Source organism: Paenibacillus terrae, assembly GCF_000943545.1.
Classification (GTDB): domain Bacteria; phylum Bacillota; class Bacilli; order Paenibacillales; family Paenibacillaceae; genus Paenibacillus; species Paenibacillus terrae_A.
On record NZ_JTHP01000025.1, the window covers coordinates 59,386 to 76,281 of the forward strand.

General features: G+C 43.5%; 19 protein-coding genes and 2 pseudogenes. 8 read left to right on the forward strand and 13 right to left on the reverse strand.

The features are described from left to right. The first annotated feature begins 53 nt into the window (after window positions 1–53). From QD47_RS13850 to QD47_RS13865, 4 genes are all read left to right on the forward strand, one after another. On the forward strand, window positions 54–1,964 hold the full coding sequence (locus QD47_RS13850; RefSeq protein ID WP_044646686.1) for a beta-glucoside-specific PTS transporter subunit IIABC: 1,911 nt from the start codon (window positions 54–56) through the stop codon (window positions 1,962–1,964). Between the two features lie 24 nt (window positions 1,965–1,988). Then, the gene (locus QD47_RS13855; RefSeq protein WP_044646687.1) at window positions 1,989–3,452 is read left to right on the forward strand and encodes a glycoside hydrolase family 1 protein; all 1,464 of its coding nucleotides are present in this window, start codon (window positions 1,989–1,991) and stop codon (window positions 3,450–3,452) included. 326 nt (window positions 3,453–3,778) lie between these two features. Continuing rightward, window positions 3,779–5,050, forward strand: a complete 1,272-nt coding sequence (locus tag QD47_RS13860; protein ID WP_044646688.1) for an MFS transporter — start codon at window positions 3,779–3,781, stop codon at window positions 5,048–5,050. 158 nt (window positions 5,051–5,208) lie between these two features. Further along, on the forward strand, window positions 5,209–5,517 hold the full coding sequence (locus QD47_RS13865) for a hypothetical protein (protein WP_044646689.1): 309 nt from the start codon (window positions 5,209–5,211) through the stop codon (window positions 5,515–5,517). 47 nt (window positions 5,518–5,564) lie between these two features. Here QD47_RS13865 and QD47_RS13870 read toward each other — a convergent pair. Beyond that, a pseudogene (locus QD47_RS13870) lies at window positions 5,565–5,973 on the reverse strand (hypothetical protein). A gap of 355 nt (window positions 5,974–6,328) precedes the next feature. On the opposite strand from QD47_RS13870, the gene QD47_RS13875 reads away from it, so the two are divergent. Both QD47_RS13875 and QD47_RS33170 read left to right on the forward strand, forming a co-directional pair. Beyond that, complete coding sequence (locus QD47_RS13875) at window positions 6,329–6,541, forward strand: helix-turn-helix domain-containing protein (protein ID WP_044646690.1); 213 nt, start codon at window positions 6,329–6,331, stop codon at window positions 6,539–6,541. A 305-nt stretch (window positions 6,542–6,846) separates the two neighbouring features. Continuing rightward, window positions 6,847–6,972, forward strand: a pseudogene (locus QD47_RS33170) (helix-turn-helix domain-containing protein); the annotation flags it as partial. A 385-nt stretch (window positions 6,973–7,357) separates the two neighbouring features. Here the strand turns inward: QD47_RS33170 and QD47_RS13890 are convergent. Beyond that, window positions 7,358–7,633 (reverse strand): hypothetical protein, encoded by a 276-nt coding sequence (locus QD47_RS13890; protein ID WP_044646692.1) that lies wholly within the window; start codon window positions 7,631–7,633, stop codon window positions 7,358–7,360. 48 nt (window positions 7,634–7,681) lie between these two features. Next, window positions 7,682–8,311, reverse strand: a complete 630-nt coding sequence (locus QD47_RS13895) for a barstar family protein (protein ID WP_235332262.1) — start codon at window positions 8,309–8,311, stop codon at window positions 7,682–7,684. Window positions 8,312–8,553: 242 nt separating this feature from the next. Here QD47_RS13895 and QD47_RS13900 point away from each other — a divergent pair, with 242 nt between their 5' ends. Then, window positions 8,554–9,312 carry a DUF2087 domain-containing protein gene (locus QD47_RS13900; RefSeq protein ID WP_044646693.1) on the forward strand — a complete coding sequence of 253 codons (759 nt, stop codon included), beginning with the start codon at window positions 8,554–8,556 and terminating at the stop codon, window positions 9,310–9,312. A gap of 33 nt (window positions 9,313–9,345) precedes the next feature. Continuing rightward, window positions 9,346–9,687: a GIY-YIG nuclease family protein gene (locus QD47_RS13905; RefSeq protein WP_044646694.1), complete on the forward strand. Its 342-nt coding sequence runs from the start codon at window positions 9,346–9,348 to the stop codon at window positions 9,685–9,687. A gap of 2 nt (window positions 9,688–9,689) precedes the next feature. Here QD47_RS13905 and QD47_RS13910 read toward each other — a convergent pair whose 3' ends face one another. From QD47_RS13910 to QD47_RS32155, 10 genes are all read right to left on the reverse strand, one after another. Beyond that, window positions 9,690–10,250, reverse strand: coding sequence for a GNAT family N-acetyltransferase (locus tag QD47_RS13910; protein ID WP_044646695.1), 561 nt, complete (start codon window positions 10,248–10,250; stop codon window positions 9,690–9,692). A 30-nt stretch (window positions 10,251–10,280) separates the two neighbouring features. Then, window positions 10,281–10,838 carry a hypothetical protein gene (locus QD47_RS13915; RefSeq protein ID WP_044646696.1) on the reverse strand — a complete coding sequence of 186 codons (558 nt, stop codon included), beginning with the start codon at window positions 10,836–10,838 and terminating at the stop codon, window positions 10,281–10,283. A 560-nt stretch (window positions 10,839–11,398) separates the two neighbouring features. Then, window positions 11,399–11,815: an HD domain-containing protein gene (locus QD47_RS13920; protein ID WP_044646697.1), complete on the reverse strand. Its 417-nt coding sequence runs from the start codon at window positions 11,813–11,815 to the stop codon at window positions 11,399–11,401. Between the two features lie 48 nt (window positions 11,816–11,863). Beyond that, window positions 11,864–12,808, reverse strand: a complete 945-nt coding sequence (locus QD47_RS13925; RefSeq protein WP_044646698.1) for a class I SAM-dependent methyltransferase — start codon at window positions 12,806–12,808, stop codon at window positions 11,864–11,866. 160 nt (window positions 12,809–12,968) lie between these two features. Beyond that, entirely contained in the window at window positions 12,969–14,180 is a 1,212-nt protein-coding gene (locus QD47_RS13930) for a rhamnogalacturonan acetylesterase (RefSeq protein WP_044646699.1), read from the reverse strand. 60 nt (window positions 14,181–14,240) lie between these two features. Continuing rightward, window positions 14,241–14,738 (reverse strand): ribosomal maturation YjgA family protein, encoded by a 498-nt coding sequence (locus QD47_RS13935; protein ID WP_044646700.1) that lies wholly within the window; start codon window positions 14,736–14,738, stop codon window positions 14,241–14,243. Between the two features lie 351 nt (window positions 14,739–15,089). Continuing rightward, window positions 15,090–15,683, reverse strand: coding sequence for a GNAT family N-acetyltransferase (locus QD47_RS13940; protein ID WP_044646701.1), 594 nt, complete (start codon window positions 15,681–15,683; stop codon window positions 15,090–15,092). Continuing rightward, entirely contained in the window at window positions 15,680–16,393 is a 714-nt protein-coding gene (locus QD47_RS13945; protein ID WP_044646702.1) for an HAD family hydrolase, read from the reverse strand. Before QD47_RS13945 ends, QD47_RS13940 begins: the two co-directional genes overlap by 4 nt. A gap of 24 nt (window positions 16,394–16,417) precedes the next feature. Continuing rightward, window positions 16,418–16,597: a hypothetical protein gene (locus QD47_RS13950; RefSeq protein WP_044646703.1), complete on the reverse strand. Its 180-nt coding sequence runs from the start codon at window positions 16,595–16,597 to the stop codon at window positions 16,418–16,420. Between the two features lie 21 nt (window positions 16,598–16,618). Continuing rightward, on the reverse strand, window positions 16,619–16,801 hold the full coding sequence (locus tag QD47_RS32155; RefSeq protein WP_044646704.1) for a hypothetical protein: 183 nt from the start codon (window positions 16,799–16,801) through the stop codon (window positions 16,619–16,621). Between the last annotated feature and the right edge of the window lie 95 nt (window positions 16,802–16,896).

Here is a 16,896-nt window from a genome sequence, read left to right on the forward strand (position 1 = left end):
ACGTGGGTCTGCTCATTCGGGTATTTTTTTACCTAAAAATGGGGGAATTCAAGATGAATCAACAGGAAACAGCCAAAAAAATTGTGGCCTCCGTTGGTGGAACAGACAATATTAATTCTGTATATCATTGCGTTACACGCTTACGCTTTGATCTCAAGGATAACGGCAAGGTAAATCAGGATGAATTAAAGAAGCTGGACAAGGTTATGGGCACAAATGTATCTGGTGATCAATTTCAGGTCATTATCGGCAATGAAGTGGCCAAAGTATTCAATGCGATGGCACAGCTATATCCTGTTTTAAAGAGCGACTCCAGCGAAAAGAAACCTTCTGAAAAAAAGAAACAAAATGCTATCTCCAGATTGTTTGAGTTCATTGCAGGTGTATTTGCTCCTATTTTGCCTGCCATTGCCGGTGCGGGTTTGCTCAAAGGTTTGATTGCTTTGCTCGTATCCGTGGGCTGGCTTACAGCGGGCACGGATACGTATCGAATTATCTCAGCGATCGGAGACGGAGTCTTTTATTTTCTGCCGCTGCTTATTGCTGTAAGTGCCGCCCGAAAATTCGGTTGTAACCCTTATGTCGCCGTTGCCGTCAGTGCAGCACTCATGTACCCGGACATGGGAACGTTATTATCGAGTGGTCAAGCTGTTTCTTTTATCGGTATTCCGGTTACTGCCGTTACCTATGCGTCCTCCGTTATCCCTATACTTCTGGCCATTTGGCTGATGTCTTATATCGAAAAAGGCGTAGACCGTATCATTCCTTCTTCTTTTAAGCTATTACTTGTCCCATTGATTACGATGCTCATTGTCGTTCCGGTTACATTGATCGCTATTGGACCGCTGGGTACTCTGATCGGTAATGGATTGTCAGGCGGTATTAATTGGCTGATTTCCGAAGGCGGCTTGTTCGCAGGTATTATTTTGGGCGGAGCTATGGCGCTGATCGTGATGACAGGCATGCACTATGCACTCGTTCCAGTCATGATCGGCAATTTGGCAAAACTGGGTTTCGACAAGTTTCTGCCGCTAACGTACATCTCCAATATGGGTCAGGCAGGAGCAACTATGGGAGTATTCTTCCGTGCCAAGGATAAGAAGCTGAAATCTGTAGCATTTTCTACAAGCCTGACAGCACTTATGGGTGTCACCGAGCCTGCTATGTATGGAGTTAATATGAGATATAAACGACCTTTTGTAGCAGGTATGATCGGTAGTGCCGCAGGTGGTGGCTTCTCCCTTGCCTTTGGTGCGAATGCCTATGTACTGGCGGGCAACGGGGGGATTCCGGGGCTACCTGCCCTGATTGGACCGACGTTCTGGTATGCATTTGGCGGTATGGTAATCGCATTTGTTGTGGCCACCATCGCTGCTATTCTACTTGGTATTAACGAAGAACAGAACGACGAAGATGTGCAAACCACGAGCGAAACGGCCGTCTCTCCAGCAAACCGTGACAGCTCAACGGATTCCTCTAATGAGATACAGGAAGATGTAAATATTCCCGCTTCGAATGAGACGATTTATGCTCCTATGACAGGTCGGTCGATTCTACTAAAGGAAGTGAATGATCCGACATTTGGTGACGAATTGATGGGTAAAGGCGTGGCCTTTGTTCCTTCCATTGGCGAGTTGTCCTCACCTGTAAGCGGCACCGTGCTGAATGTGTTCAAAACGAAGCACGCCATGGTTATTCGCAGCAACGACGGTGCAGAGCTGCTCATCCACGTAGGCATCAATACCGTTAAACTTCGCGGGCAGTTTTTTGAGGCTCATGTTCAGGCTGGTGATGTAGTTCAAGCAGGCGATAAGCTGCTCACGTTTGATCTGGAGCATATCGCAAAAGAATATGATATCACAACAGCCATGGTTGTCACCAATACAAGCGATTATCAATCTGTTTTTCCAATCAAGCTGGGGGATATCATCATGAAGGAACCCGTACTGAAGGTAGAAATCTAAAAAACGATAAAGGAGCACACACTTATGAGTAAAGCACAAGTATTTCCCGAGAACTTTCTATGGGGAGGCGCTATCGCCGCCAATCAAGCTGAGGGCGCATTTGACGCAGACGGCAAAGGCTTGTCTACCGCAGATATGGTTCCTTATTATAAGAAAAAAGATTATGCCAATCTTAGTGCCCTAATGCACGTATCCAGTGAAACGATTGCAGAGGCCATGGAAACAAAAACAGCCGAGGGTTATCCGAAGCGTTATGGAATTGATTTTTATCATCATTTTAGAGAAGATATTGCGTTATTTGCTGAGATGGGCTTCAAAACATTCCGTCTTTCCATTAACTGGAGCCGCATTTTCCCTAATGGAGACGATCAGGAGCCAAATGAGGCTGGCCTACAATTTTATGACAATGTTTTTGACGAGCTACGTAAATGCGACATTGAACCTCTGGTTACTCTATCGCATTATGAAATGCCGATGACGCTGGTATTGAATTATGGCGGATGGAAAAACAGAAAGGTCATTTCGTTCTTTGTGAAGTATGCCGAGACCGTTATGAACAGATATCAGAATAAAGTGAAATACTGGCTGACGTTCAATGAAATCAATACAACCCTTATTGAACCGTTCACAGGCGGCGGAATTGTCGGGGACAAGGAAAATAATCTGCTGCAAGCGTCCTATCAGGCATTACACCATCAGTTCGTCGCCAGCAGCCTGGTAACCAAAAGAGCACGTGAAATCAATCCGGCGTTCCAAATCGGCTGTATGTTAGCCAGAATGATCCATTATCCTGCTACGAGCAGCCCGGAAGATGTGCAGCAAGCTCAAATCGACAACCAGATGAACCTGCTTCACACCGACGTCCAAGTACGTGGCAGCTACCCGCCAATCATCAAGCGTTATTTTGAGGATCATCAAATTCATATCGTAAAAGAAGCAGAAGACGATCAGACTTTGAAAGAAAATACTGTCGACTTTATTTCCTTCAGCTATTATACATCCCTCGTCTCCACTACAACGCCGGAGAAGTATGGAGTTACTGGAGGTAACCTGTACAGTACCGTCAAAAATCCAAATCTGAAGGTGACGGAATGGGGCTGGCAGTTGGACCCGATTGGCTTGAGAACGGTTTTGAAAGAATTATATGATCGCTATCAATTGCCTTTGTTTGTGGTAGAAAACGGGCTGGGAGCCAAGGATACTGTCGAAGAAGACGGCTCCATTATAGATGATTACCGGATTGACTATTTTAGACAGCATATTGAACAACTAAAAGAAGCTATCCTGGATGGCGTTGAGGTGATTGGCTATACCAGTTGGGGAGCAATTGATATCATCAGTGCATCCACTTCAGAAATGTCCAAACGCTACGGATTTATTTATGTGGATCAGGACGACGAAGGCCACGGAACCCTTAACCGCAAAAAAAAGAAAAGCTTCGACTGGTATAAAAAAGTGATTGCTACGAATGGCGAGGATTTGGGTTAATTTAGATTAGAGACTGCCCCCCATTTGTGAGTCAGGAATCAAACACCTGGCAAGTTAACCAGCCAGTCGTCGGATATCAACCGACGGCTGGTTATTTAGTTTATGTTGCACCTCATACTACGCCAAACGAGTTTAAAAACAACTCCCCAGTCCACCCTACTATGTTTATCGTTAATAGCAGAATTTAAAAGACAGAGGGTCCGATACGATGCAAACTCAAATTTTAATATGACATTAAAGTCACTTTTCTGTACAAAATTCCTACTTTTCACTATTATTTTAATTAGGCATCTAAAAACCGCTTTGAAAGCGAAAGGGATGGAACTGTGACTGGATTAAAACAAGTACTCAGAAACAAGAATTATGTCAGGCTTTTTCTGGCAACGTTCGCCTCACAAATGGGAGGAATTATTGGGGTTACTGCATTCATGTTTTATTTGTTGAAACGGTTTACGAATCAGCCATACTATGCAACGCTTGCCGAGTTAATGTATTCGCTCCCGATGCTGGCAGTATTTCTCGTGGTTGGAGTGCTGGCAGATCGGATGGACCGACAAAAAATTGCTGTTAATTGTGATTGGATCAGCGCTTTTTTATCCTTATGTTTGCTTATTTTTGTTTGGGTTGATTCGATTCCTCTGATATTTGCCTGCCTCTTCATCCGTAGTGCTGCTTCCAAATTTTTTTTCCCAGCCGAAAGTGCCATTATACAGGGAATCTTAAACAAAGATGATTACACCATTGCCGCAGGCCTCAATCAAATGATGGGGAGTCTTTTCATGTTGTTTGGAGGAACTCTGGGGGCCGTCGTTTACTGGCATTTTGGAATTACTGGAGCGATCCTAATTGATGCTGTTTCTTTTATTGTGTCTGCACTGCTTATCCGTTCCTGCAAAATTCCAAAGGAAGTACGCCTTCCAAACGGGGCACATCAATTTAAGCAATTAAAATTTAAACTGGTCATGCATGACTTTAAACAAGGGTTTCTTTACATATTACGCAACAGACTATTGATTTGGTTGGTTTCAGGCTTTTTTATGTTCGGTATTTTAAATGGTGGATTTAGCGTTTTACCGATGTTTATTCTTAAATATAAGCTAGCTCCAGGCAACTATGAGCAGTATATGGTATGGGCAGGTATTATTTTTGGGTCAGGTGTGTTGCTTGGCACCTTAATCGCTTCTCTTATCTCCACCAAGCTAAAGCTACACCAAATGATTGCAGCGGGAGTTCTGGTAGCCGGAATTGGTATATGCACACTTGGATTTGTTAATCACCTCTATGTATTTTTGATTATCAACTTCGCCATTGCACTGGTACTTCCGTTCATTAATATTGGCATAGGAGGATGGCTGCCTTGTATTGTAGATCCTCAAATGATGGGACGTGTGCAAGGTTTAATTAATCCGCTAATGATGCTGTCCCAATCTCTTACATTGGGTTTCATTGCTGTAAGCTTTCCTTCATTTATTTCAATTGAAGTCTTGTTTTTATTAGTTGGGGTCTGTACCGTTATTGTAGGAATATACTACACTATTGTGCTCCCTCGTTATGCTGATTACGGCACTTCTTCTAAAGCCCTTCAGGAATCTTTATAGGCAAATTAAAAGAGTCCTAAGTTGAATTGCCACTTCTGTCTCCGTATCTAGTGCAGAGGTGGCTTCATCATATCTCCCCTCAAATGCTCGACAAGTACATGCAATTATGGTAGATACAAAAGTTAAGAGGTCAAAAACAGAGGTCATAGGAGCTAACCATGCAAAGCAAAAAAGTGCTTATACCAGTTACATTACTTCTTTTAATACAATTAAGCGTTCCTGTCTGCTATACCTTTGCACAGGAGATCCTTGTCATAGATCATGAAACGAAAGAGAGACTCTTAGAGCAATATGGCTTGGAAGAGCCTCAGCCACCTATACCTATATTAGAGCAGCAGCAGAACATATTATTGGGGGGTGATTGGGGTTTTACTCCTTCTGTTGGTGCTGTTGTGCTGGAATTGACCATATTGGCTCGCAATCCACTCGTATTTATCAGTCAGCAACTGATATATTCGCTGAAATGATAAGCTTTTTTTCTATTCGGTAAGTTCAATGATATAGAGCATAAGGATCACTTTTTTCGTAGCAAGTTGTCTGTCGCTGGAGTCACTTCATCCTTCTTATTGAAAAGGTTTAATTCAATGGGTCCCCTACCATGTAGCCACAGCAGTTCATCGAATAAAAATGTCAGCCCATCCTTGGCGCGTAAGCGTTCGATGATCTCCGTGACAACTTGCAGAACTTCCCCTTCTACGCCCTCTGCCAGTTGCAGCCCTCCGCTCTCTCCATCCAAGTAAAGATGTGTATGATACGTTTGTTCAACCTTTTTTACATGGCGCAAGCATAGTATGCCATCTTCGAGGTAAAAGAAATATTGACGGTTATAAAGAACGCCTTCACATATCTCATACATATGAGGGAAATCATACGGCCCCTGCACCCATTGAGACCCGCTCCAATCCCATTACTGATTCTGTCATACATCCTCGCTCCATTCGTCTATTCATTTATCCAATGATATTAAAGACTAAAGAATTCATTAAAATATTTAAAACGTTGTTATGAGCATTACTACTTATTGTATTTGTGTCAATATCCTTTCTTCTACAGATGGTTTGTTCTAAACTAGGTGTCTGGACGATAATTTATTGCTAATTGTAAAACGTTTTGGTACGATAAGCATATTACTACAACGTTCACAAATAACATCCCAATAAACTCAATGCACATTACAGTGTTACTTTTATTGTTTTTAGTATATATTCAACAGCGTATATTGCCAATACTTCGATGTTACTTTTTAACACTATAGAATGCATTTAGCTGGAGGAAAATATGATAAAGATTCATCTTTCCCGTATTATGGGCGAAAAACGAGTAAATATTGCCGAGCTTTCCCGCATGACTGGATTACATAGAAACGGAATCACCAAACTTTACAACGAAGAAACAGACGGTGTGAAATTTGATACGCTAGATAAAATTTGTAAAGCTCTAGACTGCCATGTTCAAGATGTAATCGAGTATGTTGAGAATGATACAGACTAGATTCCTTCCGTTTATTTAACCCCTCCTCACGCATTATTTGTTTAGGATTAGCAACATAGTGACTGTTGCTAATTTCAAAGCATTTTGATCCTATGAAGGCATCAATCTAGATTACTTATAATCTTGTTAGCTAGGTTACTTAATTGCATGTATAGACTTCGCTTTTATTTATGTCAACTAGTTTACTTAATTACTTTGGAGGAATTGTTGTGATTAGATTTTCTCTTGATAAAATCATGAAGGATCGTGGACTCGAACAAAAAGATATTGTTTCTATTACGGGAATTAATTGAAATACGGTTAAAGCTTTGGCCTCCAACGCAAACGCCCGAATTGACTTTCCAACCTTGAATACACTTTGTAGAACCCTTGGCGTACTCCCTGGTGAACTAATCGAATACTTGCCGGAAGACGATGAAGAGAGCCGTTAACATGCTTACGGCTCTCTGTTCTTTGTATAATATTCAAAATACTTTTTTACCGATCTTCCCACTCAATTAGATTCGAACATCGTAATCCCTTTCTATCAGGCAACTTTAAATATATTTCTTCCACGTATTATAAATGTCGAATAAAGCATTGGGGTTACGCTCTCCGTCTAGAACCAGATACATTTTATTCGTTACGATCATGATCACATCCATATCTGTTTCCTTAGTCAAACCAGTGATAACAGGACGATTTACGCTAACATACGACTTAGGTTTAAAAACAACTCCCCAATCCAACCCACTATGATTACTTTTTACAACTTCCCCCAGATAAATTCCGATGTCCAGTGTAAATGCTTGGGATTGGGTACTAAGCTTTTTGTCATTAATATACTTTCATCCATTTAGAAGTTCTTGAATACTCCTCTTCTAATTCTGACGTACTTTTGTTTTGAATCTGTACATTTCTTAGATACCATTCCCAAATATCTATAAGTGAGCGATGACTATATTCCAGATGTATCTGTGAAAATGCGCCAAGTTGTTCTAAACGCGAAGGCATTTGTTGTTTAAACCAATTAAAATGTTCTTTCGCTTCATTTTTACTCATTTCTGAGTATTCTCTCATATCAAAAGGTGGTTGCATTAATTTATAGTTCATTTCAAAAAAATTCCCTTCTTGCTTTGCTATCTTAATTCGAAGAAAAATTCACGGTAACATACCTGATACCAAGATCGTTAAAAGATCCATAAAATATTGCTGTGGTGAAAATCCATAACATCTCTCTTCTTGGTCCCATTCTTCCTCGAATCTTTCCAAGAAATAATGTGCGTTTTTCCAATGGATCGTGAACGGTCCTAATGCCCCAAAACCTCCACAGAGACAGTCCGATATACTGTCCAAGCTAAATCCATAGTACCCTCCGGGCCCATTAATCGCTTCACCCAATGCTATAAAAAATGTTGTAAAATCAGATATGTATTCGCCTTCTATAGTATAAATTTCTCCTCGTTCGTCTCGTTTGGAAGATAGATGAGGTGCAGAATATAGTCTAATTACCGTTAGCCAGCTAGCCTGTTCTTGTTTAGAGAAACCTCTCCATATATGACTTTCAACGGGATGAGTTCCTTTTAGAAACTCCCATAGTCTTAATTCAACAGGAGTTGGTTTATTTTCAATTGTACCTGTTAATTCTAAATTGAATACTCCTTTATTATAACTAAACTTATGGATTACATAGGATTTTGACAGATGATAAAAATAGCTGCCAATCACTTTTTCATCATCGTTTAAAATAGAAATATTCAAATTATATATGGACTGTTTGGTAGTTTTCATGTTTTGTATGAAATCCTCATTAAATACAAACTGTTCGAAAATCACATTTTCATACGCTTCAATAGAAATGTCACCTGTTAGGCCTAGTACATCTCTACAAAAACCTGAATCCCTTTTTTGAACATAATATATATCCCGTTTATAAGTATCATTATTTAATACATATCATCCATTGATTTTATATAAACAAAATGTTATATTGTCTATAAAATAATCATCATTTAATCGAGGTGTTTGTTAAAATGGATCATTCTGAACTATTCTGGAATGCTGGAATTGAGGAACTGAAGCGTGGGTATATCCGTCAGGAAGAACAGGTGGTTTGTCTACTGGACGGACAGCGCTACGAGCAGGGAATCATATATCAGGATGAAGGGGTATTTTATGACGCGGAGCGGTATATGCGTCTTCATATTGAGCGGACGTACGGTTCGGTCTTTGACTATTTGATCGGCCTGGACAAAAAGCTGACCGGACTGACGGATCATCAGAATCGATTGCTCCAGTTGTTTTATCAAGGCATGGGCGATGCGGATATTCAAAAGGAAACCGGAATCGGCAGCGCATCCACCATCCGCAATCATCGCTTTGGCCTCAAAGAAAAGGAACGGCAGGCCAAGGTATTTCTGACCTTGATGGAGCTGCTAAAAGAAAAAGACCGCCACGCTCCCGTTATCGTCGAGGTGCCGGTACGGGCACGGATGGTGGATGAACGCTACAACATTACCGAAGACGAAAGACAAAAGGTACTGGCAAAGTATTTTCCAGATGGCACACAGGATCGCCTGAAAACCTTCAAAATGCAGGAAAAGCATAAGTTGATTGTGCTGCGTGAAATTGCGGGACGTTTTGAGATAGGAAAGACGTATCATGAGAAGGATATTAATGCCATTTTGCAGGAAGTGTATGACGATTATGTCACGGTGCGAAGATATATGATTGAATATAGTCTGTTGGATCGCAAGCGGGATGGCAGTGAATATTGGTTGAAGGAATCTTGAAGCACGATATTTGTAAAATAAGGAGGACTCAAAATGAATCGAAGAAAAGAACTGGTGCAGCAGTATATGGAGATCAAGACAGAGGCCGGAATCTACTGCATTCGCAATACACACAACGGGAAAATTTTTGTCGCTGGCACACCAAATTTAAAATCATTGAACGGTCGTCGGTTTGAGTTACAAATGGGAACTTGTCAGAACCAACAATTGCAACAGGAATGGAATGAGTATGGCGAAGATGCGTTTGAGTTTGAGGTGCTGGAACTTTTGAAGAAAAAAGATTCGGAATTCTTCGATGTCAAAGATGCACTGGCCAAGCTGGAGCAGACCTGGCTTGATCGGCTCCAGCCTTACGGAGAAAAAGGATATTTGTAAAATTACCAGTCCGCACGATATTCTTCTCGAAGAATAGCAAAAATAACAGCATCGACAAACTGGCCTTTTTCATAAAAATAGTCTCTCAAGTGCCCTTCTTGGGTAAAACCACTTTTGAGCAATAACCGTCTGGAGCCTTCGTTATCTGGATCAATGAAGGCTTCGATACGGTGAACCTGCGGCAAATGAAATCCATAATGAATCACTGCCTTCATCGCTTCTGTCATCAGGCCCTGTCGCCAGTATTCGGGTGCCAGCTCATAGCCGATTTCAATACGGGAGTGCTTCTTGTGCCAGTTATGAAATCCAATAGTACCAACTACACGTTCAGGAGCTTCTCTTAACGTAATCCCCCAACGAAAGCCCTCTTGCTTTTCATATTTGGATTGCATAGAACGAATAAAATGTTCTGCTTGCTTTACCTCTGTAAAGCTTTCCAGATCATAATATTTCGTAACCTCATCTTTGGAGAAATAGGCGAACACATCCTCCGCGTCTCCCAACGTAAGCTGTCTTAAATGCAAGCGGCTGGTTTCCATAACAGGAAATATTTCCCTTGTCATCATCTATCTCCTTCCTCATATATGAAGATACTAATTCATCAGCCACCAGCCGATTCCGACCATCACCCCATTGATTAAAAATAATAAAATACATGCCTTCCACTTATTTATACCACTTGTTTGAAAAAATCCAGTCACTGTACTACGGCACATAAACACCATAAACAGCAAATTCCAAACAATACGCATACCATACTTTACGTAGTACAGGGCAGGACTTAGATGTACGCCCCCCAACATTGGAGGTACATCCGGAATAAACAAGATCGCACACGCATAACGCATCGTTTCATATGTAAAATAAAATACAGCAAGCCACCAGGCCCACTTCTTACCAAATAACATGCCGACACCGGCAGTTGCCCCTGACAAACCGAGCAAAGCGATGAACCCTTGGAACATCCCCCTGCAAATTCCCACCAACGTAGAAGCCTCATTCAACGCATTAAGCGTCAACAGCTGTGTCACCAGCAGAAGAGCTCCATTAAAAATCAGTAAAATAGCTGCAATACTTACACCTAAAGGCCGCTCAAAAACTACATTCGTTACATAATCCTCTACTTCTTTTTTCGTATACAGATCCGACACTTCTTCTACTCTCCTAACCCAATCATATACTTCCTATTTATGGACGGGTACAATAACAGTGTGTTTTCGCCTCATTCAGATATATCGGCATTTAGGAAAATATGGTTTAATCTATTCTGAAAATTGCGGTTATCCGCAGGCTAATCGTTATGATTCAGAGCAGCTATGCTGCTGGTTCCTCTTTTCCTGAAAATTGCGGTTATCCGTAGGCTAATCATTGTTAATAGAATCCCAAATAGAGTAATATCTACCCTTATACTACCATTCCAAGATGAACTCTGACAAATAAAAGGACTAAAGTCCCGCCTTTCTCCGTGGTAATTCTTCAATTATACATACCTGGATTGCCAAACATTTGGGTGTGCCCAATTTAAAATAATGTCATTCATGTATATTTCCGATTAAGCCCTTATATAGATGAAGCAAAATATCTTCCTTTTTCTTAAAATAATAGTACAGATGGCCTCACCCAATCTGCGCCGCTTCTGCAATTTGCCGAATGGTGGTGATGCTGCAGACTTGGGACATGAATAATTCAGTTGCTTTTCTTTAAAATGGGTTCAATCCAGAAGCTCTTGCAGCGCCTGCTTATACTTTTCGATTCGTGCTGTATCCTTCTCCGTGAGATGAGGGATGCGATCCAGATTCATATTTTCCTGAATATCCGCTATTTTCACTGCTCTGGACAATGGATTGTTTTTGGCTCGGCGTATAAAATCGCTGTACTCCTCTCCCTTGTTCCGAGTGAGTCCTTCCACCGCTTCAATGATGTGTTTGCCAAAGCCCGCTTCTTTCAGTTGATCCGCTGTGACCTCTGTATCCTCCAGCACATCATGCAGCACGGCTACTATTTTTTCGTCCATATGCTCTACTCGGTTCATGACCTGAAGGGGGTGGAAAATATAAGGCTGACCGCCCTTGTCCGTCTGTCCCTGGTGAGCCTGTGCGGCAGTCGCAATCGCTGTTTCTATGTTCATTGTGCACCCCTCCATACTCTGCTTTTTACCTTTCAACACCCTTAGCCATTATGAACGTAATCGTGTTATTTTCGTGGCTTCATAACCTTTAGATGACTGGATATGCTCTACTCGATAACCAGCTTGGATATCCAAAAGCTTTTCCATAAAAGGAAGGCACGGACTGTAAATAAAGCTCCCTCCCGGCCGGATTGCCCTAAGCAATTCCATATATTTGTGGGCGTATTCGTGAATATGGCCGTCAGCTTTCAGATGATGATGTATAAAATGATTGGAGAACGCCATATGAGAGATAATCGTTCCCCATGCACCTTCCTTGAAGGTTGTCTCCAGCCAATCTCCCTGAGTAACACCTGTTCCCTTTTCAGCCAACCGATCTGTTCCATAAGCCTCAATCCCAAGGGAACGCAAATAGCCTACCAGCCGTGCCCCTGCTCCGCAGCCCACATCAAGAACAGGCTCCTGCAAGCGGGCAATGTCCAATCCTAGCAGCTTTGCTTGCAATTCAGGCGTATATTCCTCACAAGGTATCCAAAAGGTAAACTCACTCTCTGCATACTTGGCAAACATCGTCCGTCCGTTGGTACGAATTAGAAAATCTCTTAAATGCCCGTAGTGCTGCTGTAGCAGTATGTTTAGTATACTCTCGCTCATAGTTTGGTTTTGGAACAGCTTTTGAATCCGGGTGAAAAGTCGATCATACAATTGCGTAAGCTCACCAAGATGATCTGATTGAAAATGAATATACTGATTGACGCTCACAAACTGGTGCAGCGTTTTTGCCGCTACTCCAGTGACAAAAGCGGTATATTCATGCTGCCGTTTCAAGCTTTGGAGCATAAGGAGCAGTTCCGGGCTTCTCTGTGTCAGCCAATACGTCATTTCCGGTGAAGGTCCCCTCAGGGCGTTCCCCTCATGCATATAAAACAAACTCCGATGCTGATTATAGAGTATTTGACCGTCAATGAGTCTGTTCAACTGGGCAACCGTCATTAGCCTTTCCTCCCGTGGCTCAAGTTAAATGAAGATCTTATTTTGCCAATGAATGCTCAAACTGCTCGGAACGTTAAAGCCCTACCCAAGCCAGAACAGAGCCATCTTTGGGTAGGGCCAGCTTATTTTCTAAGTATACCATGCGTATGGAAATAGCGTTTTATGGTGAATTATTCGTCCGTACATAAGAGGATAAAGGGATATTCAGCTCACGGATTCCCTGGGCTACCAGACGGGCTATTTGCTCCGCGCCATACTCCTGAAAATGCGTATCGTCCTTCACCCCATCAGGGAACGCAGGGTATACTCCCGGCTCCAGATGTAAAAATAACGGAAGTGTCCCTTCCGGACCAAGTGTATTATAATATGCCACACTTAACTGGCTTAGATCGACCAGTGCAACGCCTGTCTCGGATGCCGTTTCCTTCATAGCCTGCACGTATTCCGGAAAACTGATTCGATAGGAAGCACTTGCGGCGTCATAATCCCTGCGACCAACAGGGGTTATCAGCACAGGTGTGGCCCCGCGATGTGTCACTCCCTGAATGTAGGTTTTCAAATAGACTTTATAATCCGCTGGGGAAACATAACGCTCTTGGTTGTTGATTGCCGCATCATTATGACCAAACTGGATGAGCAAATAATCACCCGGTCGGATGGTCCGCAAAATATCATCCAGTCTTCCTTGTACAAGGAAAGTCTTCGTGCTGCGTCCACCAATGGAACGGTTCACAAAAGTCGCCTCGTCTGTGAAGAACGGCGCAATCATCTGTCCCCAACCAGCCTGAGGTTTCATAGAGGATTTATAGGTTTGGACCGTGGAATCCCCCGCAAGATATACGGAAGGATGCTCACTCTGCGTTCGAGTCTCTTTTGGCGTAATAACCAGCGCGTTAATCTTCGGGTCATTTCCCGAGAAATACAATTCCAGCTGACCGTCGATGAGCGCAAGCTCAAATGTGGCCTCCACAAATTGTCCCGCTGTTTTGGTGGTAGGCTCTACCTTGACGATGGACTCGGCCTTTACCGTAATATCTGTGCTTCCGTCTGTATCCCCGGCGATCAGGGAAAGCGTATAATCCGCAGGCGGCAAGTTGACGACAAAGGATGAGCCCTGAACACGAACGAAATCCGAACGAAGAGCGTCATTTCCACCACGATCCTCTTCTTTCACCTTGGAAAGATCGGTAAATCCATAGCCTCGTTCGGGCGTGTATGCATCCTTGGCGGTGACCTGAGTGTAGCCTGTAGCAACGCTACCTGGGCCAAAGTCAAAACGAAGAGGCCCCGCAAGCTGTTTATCAGCCAATGCCTGCCCCGGAACAATTATGGTCGCAAACAACAAGCTGAACCCTGCGCATAATCCGATCATTTTACCGAACAACCTGTGACGCTTTCCCTTTTGTCTCAAGCGCAACCCTCACTTTTCAGGTTATTTGAATGACTCGTCATCGTCTATATGTGTAGTGCGTGTTGTGATACCCGCCAGCCTTTGGCAGCCTTGGTCCAACGCCCAGGATACCGCAATACCCACCGTGTACCGGACCAGATCGGCGGTCAGGAACCCTTTTCCCAACACAAGCCCGCCCAATGTCGTCGCCCGGATACTGTTAATCCAGGGAGCCTGGTACATCTGACTGAACTCAATGGCGAAACAAAACAGCAAACTGCCCCACAGCGCTACAGACAACCGACGATCCACCCACAACATCCTCAGCCCAAAGTAAATCATGCACGCCCACAAGGCATCCCCAAAATGATTGGCAACGAATTCAGGCAACCGGGAGGAAAAGGTCCGGCTTCCCAAGCCCAACAGGATAGCGACCAGCACCGCAGCCAGATACACAGCTCGGGCCTTCCAGCAGGATTTCACACCTGTGTTCCGATTCGTCTTCCTGTCGACGTCGACGCTTTTACGAGTTCTTCCCATGCTAAATCACCTGACCTAACGTTGGAAAAGCTTCGCCAAGCTGCTGGAATCTCGTCGAGTATCCCCTTAGGTTAGCGCTTGCAAGAGTGCTGATATTCCTGCTGATGTCATATTGTATGCACACTAGCCTGTCTGTATTTTTCGTGATCCAATTCATCATAACGAGCCTCCGCAATATCGTACAAACGTAGCTTGTAAATATGGTTATCTTCCTGTAGTAACAACGTATTCCCTCTGAAATCCTTGTCCACCGCCTTGATCGCTTTGCCCGCTTATTTACAAACCGGACCGTATGCTGTTCCTTGAATCCGCGCTCAGGCTTGAGTCAGGTTAAAATATATTGTTCTGATGCTAAAATTCAATACCGCGCACCTTGGCAAAAATCATTTGGCTGGCTAATGTGCCTTCTTCATCATACTCGACATTCCGCAAAACACCCTCCAGCGTAAAACCTGCCCGCTCTGCTACCTTGGCGCTGCGCGTATTTCTGGAATCACAGCGGATCTCCAGCCGATTCGCCTCCAAATGCTGTATGGCAAAATCCGTGATACCGTGTACTGCCTCTGTTATCATGCCTTTCCCTGTGCAAGACGTTCTAACCCAGTATCCGATTTCAAACTTGCGTGCAGCCCAGTCGATCCGGTGCAAGCCACTGCTGGCTACAAAAGCTCCCGATGCCGTATCAAATACGTACAACATCATGTCAGTTCGGTCCAGAAATTGAAGTCTGGCTTGGCGTGAACGGATTTCAGATTCCTCTGGCGTAGGAAGATTTCTCGCAAAAGGCAGCCAAGGACGCAATTCATCCACACTCTCTCGTATGGCTTCATTGACCATCGCCCCATCACCCCACTGTGGAGCGCGAAGCGTCAACCGTTCTGTCTGGAATTGCTCCGGGAATAAGAATAAGATGGGGCTGGGCTGATCCGTCTTCTCCTTACTCATGATGCTCCCTCCCCCATATTCCCCGAATAGCTGGCATGATCCAGCCAACCGATGATTTCGCGCAAACTGCCAATCCTGCAATCCGGTACAATGCCCGTTTCCTGCCACGGCATAAAGCCCTCCAGCCAGATTGTATGCAATCCTGCGCTTTGAGCACCGCGAATATCATTCGTCGGGTGATCTCCTACATACCAGACGTTGCCTGCGTCTGTTATCCCAAGCTCATTTAACGCCAACTCAAATATGCGAGGATTAGGCTTCTCGACGCGGACGCCTCCCGAAACGATAATGGAATCAAAATAGTCCTTCAGCATCACGCGATTGATCTTTGCTTGTTGCGTGCGGAGTGAGCCATTGGTGATGATACCAAGCTTCAAGCCCCGCGACCGCAGCTCGGACAGCACTTCCTTGGATCCGTCCATCAGTACCGTAAACTTATGAAATTCACCATACCAAAAGCCCAGCATTTCCTGTACCGTCGTATCCGGATTTTTCAGTTTCAAATCTGCATGCAGCTCCGTATACAGCTCCCTTTTGTCACGGTATCCATCCTGATCTGCCAGGCGTATGTGCTCGACTATTGCTGCCCTGCTCGCCGGATCTTCCGCCACAATGAAGCGTTCCACAAAACGTTCCGTATATGCCGCAAACGCCTGTTTACGATGAATCAGCGTATTATCCAGATCAAAAATGATCGCTTCTATGGACATCATGAACTCCCTTCTTCCGGTTCGTTATACCGATGAGTTGGAAACAAATTGAATAACGCCGATCACCAAAAGCAAGAAAAAAACAGACAAGAAAATGATAAACATCGTTTTCAGTATTCTTCCGGAATTTGACCTTTGTTCCAGCTTCGCCTCGATCTGGGTCAGTCTGTCCTTGATGTCTTCCAAATCCTGTTCCACCTTCACTTCATTCTCCCTTTCTTCGTTCTAATTTAACGGTTCAAAATGCTTAAAAAATGAAATAGTCTCTTCCAGATCCTGCTCATTTTCGTAAATGTCCATGAGCTTTCCCAATTCAATACCAAAATCTACATAGGCGTTGGCTTTGGCTGTAACGATCTGTCGGTCTCTCACCCCATTCGGGGGGCCAGAATACATGTTGCTCCCCATTGAAAATCATGCCTTCCAGCGGCCAGTTGTATCCTAGTATTCCATTCGAATCTATTTGAGTTGTCTCAGGCCCTTCCAAAAATATGTACTTCGTA